Origin of the sequence: Cuniculiplasma divulgatum (genome assembly GCF_900083515.1) — an archaeon.
GTDB classification, from domain to species: Archaea; Thermoplasmatota; Thermoplasmata; order Thermoplasmatales; family Thermoplasmataceae; genus Cuniculiplasma; species Cuniculiplasma divulgatum.
Genome location: NZ_LT671858.1, coordinates 247,695 through 267,014 on the forward strand (window position 1 = coordinate 247,695; position 19,320 = coordinate 267,014).

The window sequence follows — 19,320 nt, forward strand, 5'->3', positions numbered from 1 at the left end:
AAATGTAATATTTGCAATTAAACAGAATGAAATTTTTATATTCATTTCATTTGTTCTATTATAGAACTTTTATTTCTTTGTTCTCAATTCCCTAAAATGGAATATGCCAATTATGTCTCATTTCTGGTCGAGGCTAAAACACAGGGCTACTCATCAGGAGTTACATATCTGCCTGGACCTATTACTGGCACAAAGGAGTTCACATATGAAAAAGGGAGAATGAAATATATGGATATATATTCTGGTTCACTTTATTTTCTTGGTCAGGAGCTTATCATGGAAGGTAACGCTCCCCAGTGGGGAATGGTATACTCAGGTGGCATTATGGACGATAACTACGGAACAAAAGAGGTTTACGACTTCCTGAGAGATGCGCTTAAAAGAGTTCCTCAGGACCTTCCATTAAGAGGCAAGGAATTCTTTTCAAACAGCAAGTTTGTATACAAGAACCTCACTGAAGGTGACCTTGGGCATTTCCTTGGTTATGAAACTATTGAGCACGAAGAAAATCTGATATATGAATTACATTATTCTGGAGGCTTTATTGAATAGATCCTTTTCAGGAAGATATTATAAACTCAAGTGAGAGATTGCCCGCATAATTTTGAGCAGGCATTGTTACAACTACAGGTATGGTTTCACCTGATTTTAAGATCTGAACACTGGGTTTATCAAGTGTGGCAGAAAAGCCAGAAGTCATTGACTTAACTCCAGTGATATCAACGGTGCTGTTAATTCCATTATCATTAAACTGAATATTCATTACAATTTTCTTTCCTGTGGAAAAGGTCTCCTTTCCGTACGCATAGGAATAGGTCTTTATTTTTTGATCTGAAAAACTTACGTTTATACTCTGTACATTAACGGTTCCGCCATTATAAAAACCAAATAAAGATAGGATTGCAAAAGTAATTATAAAAACAACTATCACAGAACCCAACATTTTCAATCCGAGTTTTCTTTTTATCCATGGTCTCTCTACTTCAAGCGGTTTCATTCCAAGCACAAAGAAATTTGTTCTGGCTATTTACATTTTTGCAGTCATTTTATTACATAGCCATTTACACTGTTTATAGGAATAACAGGTCTCACTGCTTTAATATTGAATCATCTAAAGACATATGAAAAAAAATCCCTAGAGATTCCAGTTACTCTGGAATATGCGGTCAGTCCAAAACTTTCAATAATGTTTCCAACTTCTGTTACAGTATTCTTCTTAACATCACTTTCTATGTTCTTCCAGTAAGTGAATAAAGAGTCTTCTTCGCTGTTGTTATGATCCTGCAACAGCCTGAAAAACATTGGAACTCTGTTTTTCAGAATTTCAGAATTCTCTTCATTTTTCCATTTTATTATATTGGTTGCAAGAGTTTCCAGTAATTTGTGATCTGCCATTATTCTGTCGATATTTTTTATTAGATCAGCATTCTCTCCATTGTATACCTGCTTCATTACGGGAACAAAAACTTTTTCTTCTATCTCAATGTGGCATTTCTTCAGATATTCAAAGAACAGTTGAAAATCACTCGAATCTGAATCAATCATTAAGTTGCCGCTAATGTTTCTTATGGTAGTGTGCTCGGTCATAAGAACTTCCACAACATCCATAGAAATGCATATTTTCTATCTATTCAAAGGTTTGTCAATAAACTTTACATTCCACCGTTTTTTGACAAGTTGAAATAGAAGTATGGCATATAAATTTATGAAGGCATATTTCATAGATAAATTTGGAATTGAGAATATTGAGATGAGGGATGTTAAAGAACCATCTACTGCAAAAGGTTTCGTCAAGGTAAATCCTGTAATGGCAGGGATTAACCCGCTGGATTATAATGTTATAGCCGGTAAGGTTTTGTATGGTATCAATCCCATGCCACATATTCCAGGATCGGAAATTCTGGCAATAGTATCCGAGGACAGCGGTAAATTCAGGAAAGGTGATCGCGTAGTTGTATACAACAGGATATATGACGGAACATGTGAATACTGTATTTCTGGAAGAGAATATCTATGCCCTAATGGAGGAATATACGGAGTGGTAAGTAATGGTGGATTTGCAGAAACACTGTTGATTAAGGAGGAAAATCTATACAGGGTACCAGACACGATTTCAGATGAGGTTGCTGTTTCCTTTCCAATAGCAGCAATGACACCATATCACGCACTTAAGGAGGCTGGTGCCAGAGCAGGTCAAACATTGATGGTCTACGGAGCTTCAGGAAACACAGGAATTTTTGCCATACAACTGGCAAATATGATGGGACTGAATGTTTTCGCTGTATCCTCAAAGGCCTATCTCGATGAATACGGAGCCAGAGAAACTTTTCCAGCTGAAAAAATTCCCGAGGACTTTAAGGCGGATATAGTGATCAACCCACTGGGTGGTGAGTTTTTCTCCAAATCCCTTACCCACGTTCAGAGGAGGGGAAAACTCATAACATTTGGTGTATTGAATGGCCGAGATACTACCATTGACATAGGTAGAATATATACAAACGAAATAAGTATTATAGGATCAACCGGTGGAAGCAGGCAAGACATGAGAGAACTAATTGATCTTGCGTCAGGAAGAAAGCTGAATGTAAAAATGGACAAAATTTTCCAGTTCGATCAGTTAAAGGATGCTCTGGTTTATTTCGGAAAACCGAGGGACGGGAGGGTACTGATCAGATTTTAGTCCTAACAAGATTTTTAAGATAGGAAATATTTTTTCCAATATCTCCTCCGTAAATATATGATGCAGAAACAAGGATATCGGCACCAGAATCAACCGCAATCTGTCCGGTTCTATTGTTAATGCCACCATCTATTTCAATCTGGGTTTCAAGGGAATGCTGGTCTATGTATTCTCTTGCCTCACTGATCTTTTGGGTGATACCATCTATAAAGCTTTGTCCAGAAAATCCCGGATAAACACTCATGATAAGGAGTATTTCAGCATCATCCACAAGATCCTTTACTGCTGAGAAGGGTGTATCTGGATTAATCACTATTCCGTAGCGCTTCCCCTCTTCCTTTACGTCTCTAAAACACTTTTTGAGGTTCACTGGAGACTCATAATGAAACATAAGTATATCAGCACCAGCATCAGAGAAAACTTTCCAGTATTTATCTGGGTTTGTAACCATCATATGTGCTTCGAGGGGAAGATCAGTGCATCTCCTGATGGCAGATATTAAATCTCCTCCCATGGTGAGATTGGGAACGAAATGGCCATCCATTATATCCAGATGAAACTGATCTGCACCTGAATTTACACTCATTTCAATCTGATCCCTGAGAAACTCAAGTTTACAAGATATAACTGAAGGGGAAACTTTCATATTTCATCCATATGAATCACAAATGATTTACTTTTCTAAATTTAGTGATTCTGCACGTATGTCTGGTATATAAACTATAAAATCTTCACTTCATAAATATAAGCAATATTGATCATGGGATATATTTAAATAGAGTGTAATAGATTGTTGATCATGGTGGAAAATAAAGACACTGTATCGGGAAAGCCACCAGATGAAGTGATGGAAAAGATAGTCTCAAAGCTTATTTCCGTGAAGAGAAACGTAATAAGTAAATATGAGGCAATAAGAGAGGTCAGCAAATTACATAACACCATTCAGATTCTGGATGAACTGATAAATCTTGAAAAGAAAGACATCGAAATACTGGAGAATGCTGAGGCCTTAGAACAGGTTATGTACTCAAGAAGAACTGGAAAGGAGCGTGATTATGGGTCGCTGGATCATATTATCTCTACAGATCCTGAACCAGAAAAAGATGATCCAAAGAGCATTCTTGCATGGTCAATCTCAAAATCTGATGAAATATATAAAATAGCTGATCTTCTGAGTGGGGAATATGATGACGAAAATCTGAAAAAACTTTTAAAGAACATTGCGGAAAGTGAAATGAAGAGAAAAAACAGGATGACGGAGCTCTACGAGGACATTATAAACAAGGATGACTGGTAAGTATAATGTCATTATTTTGTTAAACCATGTCCATCAATTTTATCCCACATCATGTTCCATAAAAATTAAAACTTTCCAGCACATATTAAATACAATCTGAAATTACCATTTCCATGGAAGAAGACAGGGATATTCTGAAAGGAATATTTAGAAGGGAAGTAAGGGTATTCTTTCTTCTTTATCCTGCGTTCAGAAGATTTCAGAAAGATAGAAAGAGCGCCAAGAGTGAAAGTGGAAAGGACTGGGACTACAGAAGGGAAAGAAACGGTAAGAAAGCAGTTCAACTTTTCATAGAACTTGGTCCTGCTTTTATAAAGCTAGGTCAGATACTTTCTGCAAGACCTGATCTGCTTCCAAAGGAATATATATCATCATTTGAAAAACTGCAGGACAGTGTTCCACCTTCACCATTCGAAGAGGTTAGACCCAGTCTGGAAGAGAATCTCGGAAAACTTGATGAGGTATTTGATAATTTTGATCGTGAGGCAATTTCTGGGGCATCACTTGGCCAGGTGTACAGAGCAACTTATAAAGGCAAAGATGTGGCTGTAAAGGTTAACAGGCCAGATGCTGAGTTTATAGTAAAAAGAGATATAGTATTACTGGACAGGATACTTAGATTCGCCAGGGGAAGGATAGAGAACTTCCTGTATTTAAGTATAAATAATGTCCTCAGAGATTTCCGTAAGAGAATAATAGAGGAGATGAACTACGAGAAGGAGGCCTCTAATTCAAAGAGAATTGCAAGGAATATATCTGGAAGAGAGAAAATAATCGTACCACGTGTTTACGATGAGCTTTCATCAAAACAGGTACTCGTAATGGATTATATCTCTGGAACGAAGATAACAGATGTGAGAAAGCTCAAGGAAAAGAATATTGATATTCAGAAACTTGCCTATGATCTCGATATATCCTTCATAAGGATGTTGCTCAGGGATGATATTTTTCATGCAGATCCTCATCCAGGAAATATATCCGTAACAGATTCTGGAGAAATCATTCTTTATGATTTTGGAATGGTAGGTGACCTTGATGATAATACAAGATATTACCTTCTTTCTCTTTATGATGGTTTAACCAGAGGAGACATAGATCAGATCGTAGATTCGCTTATAGGCGTTAAGGCTCTTTCTCCGGCCGCGAATAGAGGCGTCATAAAGAAAAGCGTTGAGCTTGGAATGGCCGGAATGTCAGGTAAGAGGGCTGAGGATAGTGAAATAAGGGAATTACTGGAGATTGCCAATGATGTTGTATTTGAATTTCCGTTCAGGCTTCCAACTTCCCTGGTTTTATACATGAGAATGAGTTCACTACTTGAGGGAATTTGTCTCTCATTAGATCCAGAATTCAAGTTTGTAAAAGTCCTGAGAAAGCTGTTCATGGAAGAAGGATTACTCAAAGAACTTTATGAGAAACAGATAAGTATGTTTATGGAAGATTCTATTCGTTCCATAGAAGCTGGAGTGGCTATATTACCACTTCTCAGGAGAAAACTCGAAAGCGAAGAAGAGAAACCGGTAATAAAAAAGAGACAGAGCGTTCCCATGGCAATCTTTGGTGGTTTTCTAATATTATCTGGAATTTATGAATATGAAAAAATTCCAAATATAGGTTATTTATTATTTGGACTTGGTTTTCTGTTCAGCCTCTACTCGGTATTAAGAAGAGAATAAACATTTTCAACCTATTAAACTAAAAATGCCAGTTTCCATTACATAACGGACAAACTTATAATAAACAGTTAAATCAGGAACCAATGAGTACAATTTTCAGCAGGCTAATGAAAGATGTAACAGGAGGATACACACCTACAAAGATTGTTAGGTTTACCTTAATGGCATTCGCCATTCTTGATGCAGCTGCTCACCTTTATGCTTCTCCAGCCACATATCCACTGGTCACATTCTGGCTGGAGATTGAGGTTTCAGCGTTTATAATAATAGCCATAGTTTTCCTGCTAGGTCTTAAAATATGGTATATTCCCTCCATACTATTCACCCTGTTCAATCTGGTAGTATATCTAATTTCTGGAATCATACCAATGCCCCCCATTTCAGGAGCTCCCCTCGTGGGTCACGTACAATTTGCATCATACTCTTTCGGAAGGGCATTTTCCCTTGTGGCGTGGATATACATTATAATCGTTGGACTCGTGATGTTAAGATACGACAATGGATCTAAACTAAACGATCTTCTCAAGGATGATGAGAATTAAGTTCTTTCCTTCCCTTGATAAAAAATAATATGTAACCTGTTACTGCACTTGCATTCCTCATTATCCAGATAAGACCAATTTCTCTCTTTCTTATTTTTCCCTTTTCTAACTTATTCCACACTTCCTTATTTTTATACCTAAGCTGTCCCCTTCCATAACCATTCCAGAAGGCCTGTTTCATGAAAGGAATGAATCTCTCTCTGGTGTTATGTTTCACTTTACAGTTACTACACCTTGTTGCTCTTGCTCCTTTTGTTATTACTCTCAGGTTAAGATCTATATCCTCAGCTGTCACGAATCTTGGGTCGAAACCTCCAGATTTCAAAAAGATATCTCTTCTCACAGCGAGGTTCATTGAAGGAGCGGTTATCTCAAAATTCCCGTAAAATAATTCAACTCTTCCAAACCTTGAATATCTCAATGGACCTTCCTGACGTGTTTCTCCCGACACAAGATCGTAATTATTTAACTGCTCTGACATGCACTCTACCCAGTTACTTTCAGGGACTGCATCAGCATCGGTGAATAATATCTTGCTGGATTCAGTCAGGTTAACACCTATATTCCTACCCTCTCCTCTCCTACACTTTTTAACAACTATCTTAATTTTTTCGAAACCAAAATCACTGGCAACCTTAACAGTCAAATCCGAACTTTCTGAGTCAACAATTACAACGTTGCATTTAACTGTCTGACCACTTAAAGCTTCCAGCAGAGTACCTATATGTTCCTCTTCGTTGTAGGTTGTTATTATAACTGTAGGTAGAAGTGAATCTAGACCCAGTCTGCTCTCCTCGCTTCCCTCTCCTTCTTTGTCTCCTTTTTGTATTTCTTGTAATGTTCCCTGCATAGATGCACCTTTGTTGCCTTTGCATCAAATGTAAAAACCTTGTTTGCAAGCTCGGCTGGCACAGTTTGATAACTTTCTTCTTCGCATCCCTTAACATCGCATTTCTTTTCAGACATGGTGATGTATATGTATCTCATTTATTATTTTTAGTCAATGATTGTAAATTATAAAATGGGAATGCCCGGAGTAAGCTCCCTTCTGTTCCCCTGTAAATCAGGCTGGCAGCATTCGACTATGGCCATAAGGCACGCTGCGTCCTACCCGACCCTCAGAGTGGTCTCACGGGGTCTCTTTGGACTTTCTCCAATCAGGTCGACTGTTCCATCATCGATCCAGGAAATGTCATCCTCAGGGAATCATTCTTTACCTGGAAATGTTTCTTTCTTTTGTCGTTGCCATTCCTCTCGGAATACCTGCATTGCAGGCTGATACCCACTCAGGAGGGGAGACTTTCCTCACTCCACTGGAGCGTAAGCTGCCCTCGAGCTTTCCCAATGGTCATTAGAAGTTAATTAATTAAAATGTCGAAACGAAAAATATGTATTGGATATTAAGTTAAGAAATACATCATTAGTTTCATAAATTTTCATATTATTTTGTGATTTTTTAATATATTTTTCAGGGTCAAAGATTGTACTATACCTCTGTACCATAAGTTAGTTATTAACCCCATCTATGATAGGAGTATGAATAAAATAACCATAGCAGCAATAGCAGTGGTGTTTATACTTGCAAGTGGGAGTGCAATATCTCTTGCTTCCAGTGGAAACATCAACGGAGCAATAACCACGAAAACTATGGATGGATACTCTGTATCCTATAATAGCACAAGTGGCTTTATAAAGGATGTATCATATGAATATATGACAGGTGGCCATGTGACTTTGGCCAGTGGCATATATGTCAATGGAACACAAATCAACACAAACATGTTCCTGAAAAATGAGATATCCCTGGATAGTGGGAGAGTGGTCATATTTGGAAACAATGTACCTCAATCCATTGGAATAATGACAGGTTCAACTGGACACAGCAATATGGATATACACCTCAATGAAAGTGCAAGAGTTTTACAAAGCAATTTCAGGTTGAGTTCATCTAGCCAGTTCCAGTTCGGCGGAATGGGAATGAAAACATACTCTGGGATGCAGTTCAGATCCTATGAAATTATGAACGGAAATTTCTCAGGGGTCATAGTAACAGATGGAAAAGTTTCACTGACAGGGAGCAACTCAAACACAGTAATGAGCATAGAACAGGTTAACAGCACATTTATGGAAAAGATAACACCTTTATTCGCTGTGTTTGTTACATCACAGAATATACAGAATTTGCTTCAAAACCATAAAAACCAGCTACTCAGTAATAAATTCGCCTACAATGCCACTACCGGAAAGGTTGTGGGAAAGTATGTGAGTTTTCAATTTAATAATTCAACCAATACTGTAAGCAACATGAATTTAACCAGTCACAGCATAAACTCAACCTTATTTTCCTCGGTGAAAATATCAGGAAATGGAACAATTGGTAAGGGATTCAACATACCATCATTCAAAATTGGAAGTGTGGATACATACGGTTCAATTTTCTTCTACGCAAATGATACTTACATAATGACAGTACATGACAATCCGGTTGCACAGTCCTCATACATTGTAAATAATGGTACAATAATCTTTTCACTGCCTGATCATAGCAATGTGTCTATGCTCAGAATGAACGGTTTTGATACCCGAGTTAATGAATCAATGGTACTATCAGGATCATCTTTCCAGGAAAAGGAAATGTTTGGTCTGAACAACAGGGTAAGCTTTGGAACAGAAGTTTTAAAAATAAACACACCGAATGTTACAGAGATGATGGTAGTAAATGGAGGAAATATTACAGTGAAGAATAACTCAACCATTACAGTAAAAACAGGTAAATACGCAATGATAAATGTTGTAGTTCCACCTGGATTGCATAATCTTGGAAAGTATGAGAAAAGACTGGATAACGCTCTAAGTTCAGGTAAAATCGCAGCTGAACTTTCAATTAATGGAAACACAAATTCACAGAACTTCACAATGTCATTTAACTCCACAGTGATCACAAATATAACATCTATAAGCTCAGGTCATGCGATCATATCAGTGAGTGCACTTCCCGGACATAAGCAAGGAACTAATGTGGTAATATTCCTTTCCAATACTTTTCTGCAGAATTCACATAATGTCTACATCAAGTTTGATGGAACAGTCATAAGCTCTATGAGCATGAACGGGCTTTTGAATGACACAAGCTCAGTTTCGGCAGCCTATTCTGTTTACGCTGAGAGTAACGGTGATCTTGTAATAATGCACATTCCTCACTTTTCAAAACATACTATAGAAGTATCTAACACTGAATTCCCATCTACAACCGCAACAGTCAGCTCACTCTTAATTCCAGTAATCGGAGTAGTAATTGCCGCAGCCGTCATAGTAGGGGCAGTCGTTTTCATTAGAAAAAGAAACAACTGAACTCTTTTAAAATTTAATTTTTTATTATATCTTCAAGTAAAATTTTTCTTGCATATTTTCTGGAAACAAGTATTTCTGTTACTGTATCTGGGAGGAAGACTATATCACCCTTATGAAGATAAAAATCTCCAACAGACGTTGCCACAGGCAAAAAGTCAGCAGTTACAGAAACAGTTGACATTTTTTCAGCCTCTGTTCTGATCTTCTGGCCGTTCTCAATTTTTCGTTCCCCATCACCTGTTTCTGGAGTGGAAATACTTTCTTCATTTTCTTCTTCCTTTCCTGGTTCCTCTTCAGGTTTAATTATTCTCTCAAGATAGGCCATCATTTTGTTGTGATTTTCCATTATGAATGTTTTTTCCTCAGGTGCCAGAGGCTCATAAGTCTTCGAACTGATGTCAAACAATGAATCTCGAAGCAGTTTTTCATATCTCTTTAGAAGGAAATTTCTCAGGTTATTCTCCAGTTTTTCCTTCTTGTCCATGATCTTTCTGTAATTCTCTATTCTTGATTCAGAAACACTTTTGGCCGCCATTTCATTCAGGGTCGTAAGCGCTTCCCTTACTTCAGTATAAAAGCTAGGTTTTATCCTCTGAATAGACTGGCTAGAACTCTCTATTCTGTAGTATTCTCTTATTTCTTTTGTAATCCTCTCTATTTCTACTATTGATAAACCCATCTTTTCTGATCATATATCATTCTTGTTAAAAAATATATATTATTGTAGAAGGCATTTGAAGGGTTCACTTCCAAATATTTCTAAAGGGAGGTCTCTGAAGGTATTTTTAAATGTTTGTTCCCATGAATCAGGATAGTTCTGCCTTATCATATTTGCTCGAAGCGGAACAGAATCCGGTGGAAGAAATCTATTGTCATCTTTTGGATCATTTATATAATCGGTCTCCAGAAGAAATTTCTTTTTGGTAGAAATCGATTCCCTCACAAACTTTCTGTTAGCTGGAATTGAAAAATTCATTTTTGAATCTTTCAAAAGATTTGATGGTAGAGCATGATGTTTTATAATCTTCGTTGGATTAAGACCATTCCTCCTTGCAAAATCTTCCATTTCCTCTATTCTTGCATTATCCAGATCTTCCGTATGCAGTATTGCAGGGCATTCCAGTTCTCCGCATCTGGAAAATGCATATTCCAGAAGATTATTCGATTTATCTATAATCAAATCTGAGACTGGAAAATGAGGCCTACCTATTTCTCCCATGGCATTGGTGACTCCCTCCTCAATAAGTTTTGCCGCAAGATCTATACCATTTCTAACAATATTCTCTGAATCCAGATTCATCTCAGAAAAATGATTGTAATCTAGAGGATACGGTCCAAGAGTGACCAGTACTGTCAAACCTGTTTCTCTTCTTACAGCATTAGCCATGCTGATTGTTCTTTCATAGATTGTTTTATAATAATTCTCAGATGGGAGAGAGTAGTCTGGAAGATTGGTAAGATTGATTGCATTACCTCCAGCCTTCTTGAATCTTCTAGCTCCTTCAAGAAAGTTATTTTCATAATTGAGGTGAAAATGATTGTCAAAAATTAGATAACCATCCATTAGAAATCAACCAGTCTCTTCTGCCTCTTTTGATTTCTTATAATCCACGACAGATCTTTTGCATTTTCGATACCCAGTTTGGATTCCTTTAAGAATTCATCATTAGAAGAAAATCTTACTGGCCTGTTTTTTAATGCTTCTCTGACAGAGCTCCTTATAACCCATACCCCTAAAGGAGAATGATATTCTGAACCAATGGTTCTTACAACGATTACAGAGGCCTGTTTTCCTATGGATCTGAGGTATCTTGCAACCGATAATCTTGCTGCATAGTATGCCCCCGTTATATTCGAAGCATAGTTAGTTCTTCCCTTAATCCCTTCATAATCAATGGAAACAGAACCCTGACCCCACAGGGAACCTCTATTCCATTGTTCCAGCATTTCAAAGGAGAAAGGTCCTGGAAAGAGTACAACCTGAAATGAATTACCCACATAGTTCATGTTGAATTGCATGATATCCGAGATCCATGGTGAGTGAATTATATCCTTCTTTAATTCTTTGAAAAGAATATCATCAGTAGCAGTTATTGCCCATCTCGTGGGCACCATCTTCCTCTGGTGATCTATTCCTATCAAACCACCAGCAAGTATGTTCTGCAGATATTCTGGCTGGAATCCCTCCTGGAATAGTTTAAACAGGCCTTCCGATGATTTTAGATCATTATCTCCATGAATGTAATCAACCATCCTTGGTATCTTAGGGTTTCCCGTAACTCTAAGGTTTGAGACCATTGCAGTCGATCCAACCGGGGTGTCAAAGAAGTCACCCGTGTCTGGGCCATGCATGGAGAAATGTTCAGTCTTGAATGCAATTTCAAATGGTTTTATGGAAGAAGCACTTTCCAGTATATATTCGTGAAATTTTTCATCCGGTCTTCTAATCGACATTTTTGAAGCCGTTCTATAGACATTCGAATTCATGGAAATCACCTCTTCCAGTTTCATTCCAAATCTTTCCTTTCCGTAATCAAAAACATCAGGATTAAAGAGAGCAGTTGGGCCGGCAAGAACCTCTGGATAACCATAACTACCAACAAATATGCCAGGAGGTGTGTCAGCCTCAGCATCTCCGCTGACTATTTTTAACTCTAGGCCACTGGATTTTAAATTTTTTATTATGGGGCAATATCCAAGTCCACAAAGATTCTTTTTTGCCTTACATGAACTGCAATACGGAAACACTATGTTATACATGAATAATGAACTAATAATTTTATCTTTTGTGTAACGAATAATTTTTGCCATGAAAGGAATATTAAATCTAACTTTCACTTCATATCAGAGTGTAATGTATGAAAATTCAAAGTCAATAGAGCAGCTTGGCTATGTAAAGAGAAATGTGTTATTGTTCATATCATTATTAATAACGTGTAGGTATTAATTGGTTCTTCGAAGGGATATTACATAGATTTTCTTCTGAAAAATTTTGAAACTTTAGTATGCGTAATCATAGGCGGGTACAAACAAACACTCTCTTATTCTAACAAAGGAATATAGACCAGTGATTCCTCTCAAAATAAGAATCAAGTCATATTAATAATACAGACCGGTTGATGCAAAGCAACAAAAGGAAAAATTAGAAAAGATTTATTAGAGAAACATGTTAAGGGAGTTAAGGTGAAAATAAATGCAACAGGGACAAATGGCATACGATAGAGCAATTACAGTTTTCTCCCCTGATGGGAGACTTTTTCAGGTTGAATACGCAAGAGAAGCAGTAAAAAGAGGTTCCACTGCTCTTGGAATCAAGTTCAAAGATGGTGTGCTTCTTATCTCAGAAAAAAGACCAAGAAGCAAGTTAATGGAACAGAACTCTCTGGAAAAAATTCAGTTAATCGATGATTTCGTAGGCTGTGTTACATCAGGTCTTGGAGCCGATGCAAGGGTCCTAATAGATTTTGCAAGAATTGTAACACAACAGGAAAAGGTTAGCTACGGGTCTCTGGTAAACATAGAAAATCTTGTCAAGAAAGTAGCAGACCAGATGCAACAGTACACACAGTATGGTGGAGTAAGACCATATGGGGTATCTATAATATTTGCAGGTATAGATCAGGTAGGAGCAAGGCTCTTTGATTCAGATCCATCTGGAGTCATTAACGAATACAAGGCAACTGCAATAGGAGCAGGGAGAGATCAGGTTCTTAACTATCTTGAAAAGGAATATAAGGAAGACGCAGACGAAAAGACAGCAATTGGTATTGGTATTGCAGCACTTAAATCTTCAATGGAGGAAGGAGCAGAATACAAGACTCCAGAAGTGGCATCAATCAGAAGCGACTCAACTTTCAAAATATTTACCAAGGAAGAAATTGAGAAACTGGTAAAATAAAGAAAAGATTTTAAACCAATATTATTTTTATTACACCATGAACGAAGCAAAAGTTATTAAGGATGTTTTAAAGGGAAATAAGAGTGTAGCGGTAGTCGGAATTAGCAATAAAACTGACAGGGATAGTTATAAAGTTTCCAAATATCTAATGGATCATGGTTTTAAGGTAATACCAATCAACCCAACTTTTGATCAATGGGAAGGTCTCAAATGTTATCCGGACTTAAAATCAGCGTCAAAGGAACACAAGATAGATGTTGTAGATATCTTCAGAAAGTCAGAGGCAGTTGTTCCAGTTGTGGAAGAATCCTTAACCATAAAGCCAGAGTTTATATGGATGCAGCTTGGTGTAGAGAATATGGAAGCGGCAAAACTTGCTGAAGAAAACTCCATAAAAGTCATAATGAATAAATGTATTATGGAGGAACATAAGAAAATGAATGTCGGGGTAGCCTAGCCCGGTAAGGCGGTAGATTCGAAATCTACCGCTCTTGTAGCTCGGGAGTTCAAATCTCCCCCCCGGCGTAGAAGTTTTTTTAATGAAATACTGAGAAATTTTAACTAAATCGGTTTCTCTTGTGAATCGTTATGTTCAAGAAACTCACTACTCAATACAGTACATACAGGAAACGTATGCAAAGAAGAGCAGACTTATAGTGCAAGTTGATCCAGTTCTTCGTATTTTTTATTAAGGTAATGAAGTGAGCTCCTTAAAATTTAATTTGATAATTGTAAGTACTTAGAAATATCAAGTTTATAACGTAAAATAAACGATTTTCACCCTTATTAAAACTCCAATTATAACACTTTTAAGCATTGGAAAAATTTAATTATGAATAGATATTATTATCATAAAATAGAGAGTTGTAGATAGGAATGATAAATTTGGGTATATTGGAATTACTATTAGTGGTAATAGTAATGTCTGAAATTACCATTTTGGTATACAGTCCGCTTTCAAACAACAAAAAACTTAAGAAAAGATTCGATATATTTCTTTTTAGACGGACGTTATTTGGATTTTATAATAGAGACATAATAGCCGCTTTTGGAATCGCATTGTTATTTTTTGTTGCAGGATTTATACCTGTTAATATGTACGGAGTATATTTAGAATTCTTTTTAGGTTTCATAGGATTAATATATATGTTGTCAAAAATAATAGCATCAGAAAAGGAGATAAAAAGAATCACTGGTAATTATTATTTCTTCCCACCAGAAGGAATTTACCGTTAGAAAACACTAACTTCACATTTATTTAAGGACAAACTCGTGTATTTTTGATCAAACGTCACATGAAGAGTAAAACTAATTTCTTACCTGGGAACCATACAATGAATTATAAATTTTATTTTGTAACAAGTTGGTAACTGCGTGATTATGGGGAACAATACCTTATATCAACACTAAAGCCGCCCAATAAGCAAGACATAAGGTAAAGTTAAACAAAATTAATAGGGAAATTCTATCCGCAGTAAATACGAAATATCCACTTAAAGTGGTATATATTAAAAAATCAGGGCTTTCATAAAACCTTAGATTTATCTCTTTTCAGAAATCTCAATTGATTTACATGTAAATGTAAAATAGCCCTCCAATTCTTTAGCAATTCCAACATTTAACTACGGATATATTTGCTCTAATTTCAATTTCATGATATTATCTCCATCTTTATTAAATTGGAAAAATTTTTGGTATTCTATAAAAGTATCACTTATTAGCTTTTTTATCGCGCGGATATACCCTAGTATTTTTGAAGTTTCTCTTAAAAAATAGACTCCTATAATCCAATTAACGAAGTGGAATTTGGTTCAAAATGCTAAGTAATATGAGTTGTGAGTTATGTATTTATCCTAAATAATGTAAAATAATGTAAAAGTTTAAATTTATCACAGGAATGTATTCTGTATGTCTAAAATAGGGCTAAAAATAGATGGGATGACCTATGAAAGATTAAAATGGTTAAAAACTAGATTTGAGTTCGTATATGAGAATAACATGAGCTGGGACGAATTCTTTCAGGCTATTGTCAAGGATAGCCTTCTCATTCTTGCCCAGGATCTTATCAATCTAAAGAAAGGAAAATTGACTGTGAACGAGATTTTAGAGTTATTAAGTGGATCTAATGACTCTATAGCAGGTGAATTAAAAGCTCACATGATCAATGCAGGGCTGATATCTCGTGGTGATATTTCCACACAATGAGGGATTAGATGACTGAACGGGAGAAACCAAAGGTCAGAGTAACATTTTCAGAGAACAGGAGGCGGGTAAGCCCAGTGCACTATAAAGATTTTCTAAAATACTTTATAATTTTAGCAACCACAATAGTGGTATCAGAATTTATTCTAAATTTTTCAGGAACACTGAGTTTTGGCATTAACGAGGCCTTAATAGATTTCTTTGCATTAACTGCTTCATTTATTATTATTGGCTTTTTCACTATACCTGTAATGAGGACTAAAGAATACAAGAGCAGGAGTCTTGCAATCTTGGAAATTGCGGGGGGTCTTGTGTTAATCCAGATTGCTTGTTTAGTAATTTTTTATCTTCTTTATCCAAAACTTAATTCAATATTATATTTTTATGCGTTTATAATTTCTGAAATAGTATACCAAGTGGCCTTTAATTTTACTTTAAGAAGATATAAATTTCGCAGAAGATTTTTTTCCATTCAAATTGGTAATGGAGTAAAAATTGTTAAGAATTCAGATGGATACATCGAATCCATAGGGCGGTCCGACTTAATAACTGATGATATAAAGAAAATTATAGAGGATAAAATAAAAGGTAAAATTAGCGAAAACGAGTTCTATGATATCATTTCTCATCTAGATTCAACGATGAAAGAGATGGTCTTATCGTTAATTTCAGGAATAGAGGATAGAATGAAAAATAAACATCGATTGTAGATAATTTAATCAACATTATTTATTGGAGCACTCTCATTTTTGTTAGCTTAGTTGGAGAAAAATTCTATCTCAAACGTAATTCCTTTTATCTTAATCTCATTTCACTAATTTCCAACATTACCAAGTAGTAATATCACAAGAAAAGTATTGGTATTATTTCCGATAAATATAGAAGGATGTGAAAGTATTAATATATTTAGAACTGCCAATCCAATATTGTGTAACAGTTAAGTCTTACAAATGTAAAAAAATAAGCAACCTACTTCTATACATTTATATTGTTGGAAAAATGTTTAAAAAAATTTATAGCAAGTAGAAATATAGTATTGAATAAGGAAAGTGACAAAATCATGGATCAAAATGAAGTTATCGTCAGAGTAGGCGGTGCTGCAGGAGACGGTGTTCAGTCTGCAGGGCTAATAATAGCAAGGGTTTTTTCGAGGAGCGGATTATATGTCTCCACTTACAACTACTATCAGAGTATAATAAGAGGTGGGCAGAGCTGGTATCAGGTAAGAGCTTCAATAAAGAAAGTGAAAAATCAAGGAGACGATTTAGACATCCTCATTGCACTAAATAAGGATGCACTGGAAAGACACACAAATCCTGAGATAAATGAAGGTGGAGCATCACCTGTTAAAGGTATTGTTGTTTACGACAAAAGCGTAGGAGAGTTCAAGAAATTTGATGGCATAAAATACTGTGAAATGTCCCTTGGTGAAATTGCGCAGAAATATAGTAAGAACACTCTTCTGAAAAATACAGTAGCTATAGGAGCAGTTTTTGGATATCTTTCAATTGATTTTGAAGAACTTGCAAACGTAATACGAGACCAGTTTGGAGGGAAGGGCGAAATAGCAGAACTCAATGTAAAGGCAGCTCAGGAAGGTTATGATACCTTCGTGCAAAAATATGGGAAAGCAGCAAAAGAACTAAAAACGCCAAAGAAGAAGATGTATCTTATGGCCGGTGGTGAGGCTGCAGGATTGGGAGCAGTAAGAGCAGGATTAAAAGCATATTTCGGATATCCTATGACTCCCGCATCTTCCATTATTCATTATCTCGCATCACATGAAAAGAAATTCAATGTGTTTGTTAAAATAACGGAAGACGAAATTTCAGCAATTAACATGGCCATAGGGGCCAATTATGCTGGAATCAGGGCAATGACAGGTTCATCTGGTGGAGGTTTTGCTTTAATGACTGAAGCAGTGGGGATGGCTGCTGAGATGGAAATACCATTAGTTGTGTATGAGGCACAGAGGGCAGGTCCGTCAACTGGACTTCCAACAAAAACTGAGCAGGGCGATCTACTTCAGGTTTTAGGTGCATCACAGGGAGATTTTCCAAAGGCAATATTCTCACCAAGAAATATTGAAGAAACCTATTACATGGTAGGAGAGGCATTAAATCTGGCTGAAAAATATCAGATTCCAGTCTTTTTCATGGTAGATCTTTATCTTGCAGAACATGATGAAACAGTCGAAAATTTGAAACTTGATTCTAATATAGAAAGGGGGCAGTTTGCAACAGGAAATGAGAAAAATTACAAGAGATATGAATTCACTGAAAATGGAATCTCATTAAGAGCCTTACCTGGAACCCCAAATTTAATGCATAACGAGGATTCAGATGAGCACGATGAAAAAGGAGACGTTGTTAGTGATGCTGTAACTGATCCGCTTATTCGAAGAAAAGTAATGGAAAAAAGAATGAAGAAAATGGACCTGTTAAAAAAGGAACTCCCTCCAACACCCCAGTATAGATTGGAAGATGCTGAGTATGCGGTTGTGCAGTGGGGATCCACACAGGGTGCAGTTGAGGAAGCAGTTGATATACTCAGGAATAAGGGAATTAAGGTTGGAGCAATTGAAGTGAACAGACCTTACCCAGTAAATCCAGATATATTGAAACTTACAAAGGGAAAGAAAAAGATAATATTTGTAGAAAATAACTACACAGGACAGTTATTAAGACTAATTAAGTCGGAACTAAATCTTGAAGCAGATCTGATTACCAAGTATGATGGTGAATCGTTCTACCCAGGAAAGCTGGCTGAAGACATAGAGAAAAAAATAAAGGAGTGAAAAAAATGGTTACATTAGCAGATTTTAAAGGAACGGTAAAAGCAGATTGGTGCCCAGGATGTGGAAATTTTGCACAATTGACTGCAATACCAATGGCACTGGCAGAGTTAGGTATTAAACCACAAGACACTGTGATAGTATCTGGTATAGGTTGTTCAAGCAACATGCCGGAATTTGTAAAGGCATATGGATTTCATGGAATACATGGTAGATCACTTCCCGCTGCTTCGGGAATAAAATGGGCAAATCCTGAATTAACAGTGATTGCCTATGGTGGAGATGGTGACGGTTTCAATGAGGGTACACAACATTTTTACCATGCAGCAAGGAGAAATCCGGACATAACATACATAGTTTCAGATAATCAAATATTCGGGCTTACAACAGGGCAGGCATCTCCAACATCAAGGCTTGGAATGAGAACAAAGACCACTCCGGATGGAAATATTGAACCTCCAATAAACCCAGTTACAATGGCTCTCAATGCAGGTGCGACATTTGTGGCAAGAGAATTTTCAGGGGATGTTAAACATATGCAGGCAACAATAAAGAAAGCCATTCAGCACAAAGGGTTCTCGTTCATCGATGTTTTCAGTCCATGTGTGACTTACAACAAAGATAATACCTACGATTTCTTCAGGAAGAGAGTATACAAAGTGGAAGATGAAAAACACGATCCCACAGACTTTATGGCAGCGTATAAAAGGGCAGATGAGTGGGGAGATAAAATACCAATCGGAATCTTTTACGAAGCTAATGACATGACATATGAGGAAAGGGATTCAGTGATGAAAACTCCACTTATAAAACAACCAATAACAAAGTTAACAGAAGAAGTTCTTCAGGAATTTTACTGATCTCCCTGAAGTTTACTTCA

At 36.6% G+C, this 19,320-nt stretch carries 21 protein-coding genes, 1 tRNA gene and 1 other RNA gene; 14 read left to right on the top strand and 9 right to left on the bottom strand.

Annotated features, from left to right (window positions below):
- The first annotated feature begins 96 nt into the window (after positions 1-96).
- Entirely contained in the window at positions 97-552 is a 456-nt protein-coding gene (locus tag CSP5_RS01220) for a DUF5680 domain-containing protein (protein WP_148689497.1), read from the top strand.
- A gap of 7 nt (positions 553-559) precedes the next feature.
- Here the strand turns inward: CSP5_RS01220 and CSP5_RS01225 are convergent, their stop codons facing one another.
- Together CSP5_RS01225 and CSP5_RS01230 are read right to left on the bottom strand one after the other, a co-directional pair.
- Positions 560-997, bottom strand: coding sequence for a hypothetical protein (locus CSP5_RS01225; protein ID WP_148689498.1), 438 nt, complete (start codon positions 995-997; stop codon positions 560-562).
- A 110-nt stretch (positions 998-1,107) separates the two neighbouring features.
- Positions 1,108-1,608 carry a hemerythrin domain-containing protein gene (locus tag CSP5_RS01230; protein ID WP_148689499.1) on the bottom strand — a complete coding sequence of 167 codons (501 nt, stop codon included), beginning with the start codon at positions 1,606-1,608 and terminating at the stop codon, positions 1,108-1,110.
- Between the two features lie 97 nt (positions 1,609-1,705).
- On the opposite strand from CSP5_RS01230, the gene CSP5_RS01235 reads away from it, so the two are divergent.
- Positions 1,706-2,680: an alcohol dehydrogenase catalytic domain-containing protein gene (locus CSP5_RS01235; protein WP_148689500.1), complete on the top strand. Its 975-nt coding sequence runs from the start codon at positions 1,706-1,708 to the stop codon at positions 2,678-2,680.
- Here CSP5_RS01235 and rpe read toward each other — a convergent pair.
- Positions 2,670-3,326 carry a ribulose-phosphate 3-epimerase gene (gene rpe, locus CSP5_RS01240; RefSeq protein WP_148689501.1) on the bottom strand — a complete coding sequence of 219 codons (657 nt, stop codon included), beginning with the start codon at positions 3,324-3,326 and terminating at the stop codon, positions 2,670-2,672. The two genes, CSP5_RS01235 and rpe, sit on opposite strands and share 11 nt — an antisense overlap.
- A 153-nt stretch (positions 3,327-3,479) precedes the next feature.
- Here rpe and CSP5_RS01245 point away from each other — a divergent pair, with 153 nt between their 5' ends.
- The 3 genes from CSP5_RS01245 to CSP5_RS01255 all read left to right on the top strand — a co-directional run bounded on the left by CSP5_RS01245 (position 3,480) and on the right by CSP5_RS01255 (position 6,195).
- Positions 3,480-3,977, top strand: coding sequence for a hypothetical protein (locus tag CSP5_RS01245; protein ID WP_021789258.1), 498 nt, complete (start codon positions 3,480-3,482; stop codon positions 3,975-3,977).
- A 113-nt stretch (positions 3,978-4,090) separates the two neighbouring features.
- Complete coding sequence (locus tag CSP5_RS01250; RefSeq protein WP_148689502.1) at positions 4,091-5,653, top strand: ABC1 kinase family protein; 1,563 nt, start codon at positions 4,091-4,093, stop codon at positions 5,651-5,653.
- An 83-nt stretch (positions 5,654-5,736) separates the two neighbouring features.
- Positions 5,737-6,195: a hypothetical protein gene (locus tag CSP5_RS01255; RefSeq protein WP_148689503.1), complete on the top strand. Its 459-nt coding sequence runs from the start codon at positions 5,737-5,739 to the stop codon at positions 6,193-6,195.
- On the opposite strand, the gene CSP5_RS01260 is transcribed toward CSP5_RS01255, so the two are convergent.
- From CSP5_RS01260 to rnpB, 3 genes are all read right to left on the bottom strand, one after another.
- A complete protein-coding gene (locus CSP5_RS01260) occupies positions 6,176-7,045 on the bottom strand; it encodes a glycosyltransferase (protein WP_148689504.1) in 870 nt (289 codons plus the stop codon). The two genes, CSP5_RS01255 and CSP5_RS01260, sit on opposite strands and share 20 nt — an antisense overlap.
- Positions 6,970-7,161: a hypothetical protein gene (locus CSP5_RS01265; protein WP_148689505.1), complete on the bottom strand. Its 192-nt coding sequence runs from the start codon at positions 7,159-7,161 to the stop codon at positions 6,970-6,972. The genes CSP5_RS01260 and CSP5_RS01265 overlap by 76 nt, the downstream gene beginning before the upstream one ends.
- Before the next feature lie 59 nt (positions 7,162-7,220).
- Positions 7,221-7,536: RNase P RNA component (gene rnpB / locus CSP5_RS01270), an RNA gene on the bottom strand.
- Positions 7,537-7,731: 195 nt separating this feature from the next.
- Here rnpB and CSP5_RS01275 point away from each other — a divergent pair.
- On the top strand, positions 7,732-9,546 hold the full coding sequence (locus CSP5_RS01275; RefSeq protein WP_148689506.1) for a hypothetical protein: 1,815 nt from the start codon (positions 7,732-7,734) through the stop codon (positions 9,544-9,546).
- A gap of 13 nt (positions 9,547-9,559) precedes the next feature.
- On the opposite strand, the gene CSP5_RS01280 is transcribed toward CSP5_RS01275, so the two are convergent.
- From CSP5_RS01280 to CSP5_RS01290, 3 genes are read right to left on the bottom strand one after another with little or no spacing between them, the layout of a single operon-like run.
- Entirely contained in the window at positions 9,560-10,225 is a 666-nt protein-coding gene (locus CSP5_RS01280; protein ID WP_077075857.1) for a hypothetical protein, read from the bottom strand.
- A 39-nt stretch (positions 10,226-10,264) separates the two neighbouring features.
- Positions 10,265-11,110, bottom strand: coding sequence for a TatD family hydrolase (locus CSP5_RS01285; RefSeq protein WP_148689507.1), 846 nt, complete (start codon positions 11,108-11,110; stop codon positions 10,265-10,267).
- On the bottom strand, positions 11,110-12,357 hold the full coding sequence (locus CSP5_RS01290) for an Nre family DNA repair protein (protein WP_148689508.1): 1,248 nt from the start codon (positions 12,355-12,357) through the stop codon (positions 11,110-11,112). Before CSP5_RS01290 ends, CSP5_RS01285 begins: the two co-directional genes overlap by 1 nt.
- 382 nt (positions 12,358-12,739) lie before the next feature.
- Here CSP5_RS01290 and psmA point away from each other — a divergent pair, with 382 nt between their 5' ends.
- The 8 genes from psmA to CSP5_RS01330 all read left to right on the top strand — a co-directional run bounded on the left by psmA (position 12,740) and on the right by CSP5_RS01330 (position 19,300).
- On the top strand, positions 12,740-13,444 hold the full coding sequence (gene psmA / locus CSP5_RS01295; protein WP_021789250.1) for an archaeal proteasome endopeptidase complex subunit alpha: 705 nt from the start codon (positions 12,740-12,742) through the stop codon (positions 13,442-13,444).
- Between the two features lie 37 nt (positions 13,445-13,481).
- Complete coding sequence (locus CSP5_RS01300) at positions 13,482-13,901, top strand: CoA-binding protein (protein ID WP_021789249.1); 420 nt, start codon at positions 13,482-13,484, stop codon at positions 13,899-13,901.
- Positions 13,887-13,969: transfer RNA gene (locus CSP5_RS01305), tRNA-Ser, on the top strand. The genes CSP5_RS01300 and CSP5_RS01305 overlap by 15 nt, the downstream gene beginning before the upstream one ends.
- 396 nt (positions 13,970-14,365) lie before the next feature.
- Positions 14,366-14,680, top strand: coding sequence for a hypothetical protein (locus CSP5_RS01310; RefSeq protein ID WP_148689509.1), 315 nt, complete (start codon positions 14,366-14,368; stop codon positions 14,678-14,680).
- Between the two features lie 672 nt (positions 14,681-15,352).
- Positions 15,353-15,649, top strand: coding sequence for a hypothetical protein (locus CSP5_RS01315; protein WP_021789247.1), 297 nt, complete (start codon positions 15,353-15,355; stop codon positions 15,647-15,649).
- Positions 15,650-15,723: 74 nt separating this feature from the next.
- Complete coding sequence (locus tag CSP5_RS01320) at positions 15,724-16,356, top strand: hypothetical protein (RefSeq protein WP_148689510.1); 633 nt, start codon at positions 15,724-15,726, stop codon at positions 16,354-16,356.
- A 350-nt stretch (positions 16,357-16,706) separates the two neighbouring features.
- A complete protein-coding gene (locus CSP5_RS01325; protein ID WP_148689511.1) occupies positions 16,707-18,443 on the top strand; it encodes a 2-oxoacid:acceptor oxidoreductase subunit alpha in 1,737 nt (578 codons plus the stop codon).
- Between the two features lie 5 nt (positions 18,444-18,448).
- On the top strand, positions 18,449-19,300 hold the full coding sequence (locus CSP5_RS01330; RefSeq protein WP_021789244.1) for a thiamine pyrophosphate-dependent enzyme: 852 nt from the start codon (positions 18,449-18,451) through the stop codon (positions 19,298-19,300).
- Positions 19,301-19,320: the final 20 nt, after the last annotated feature.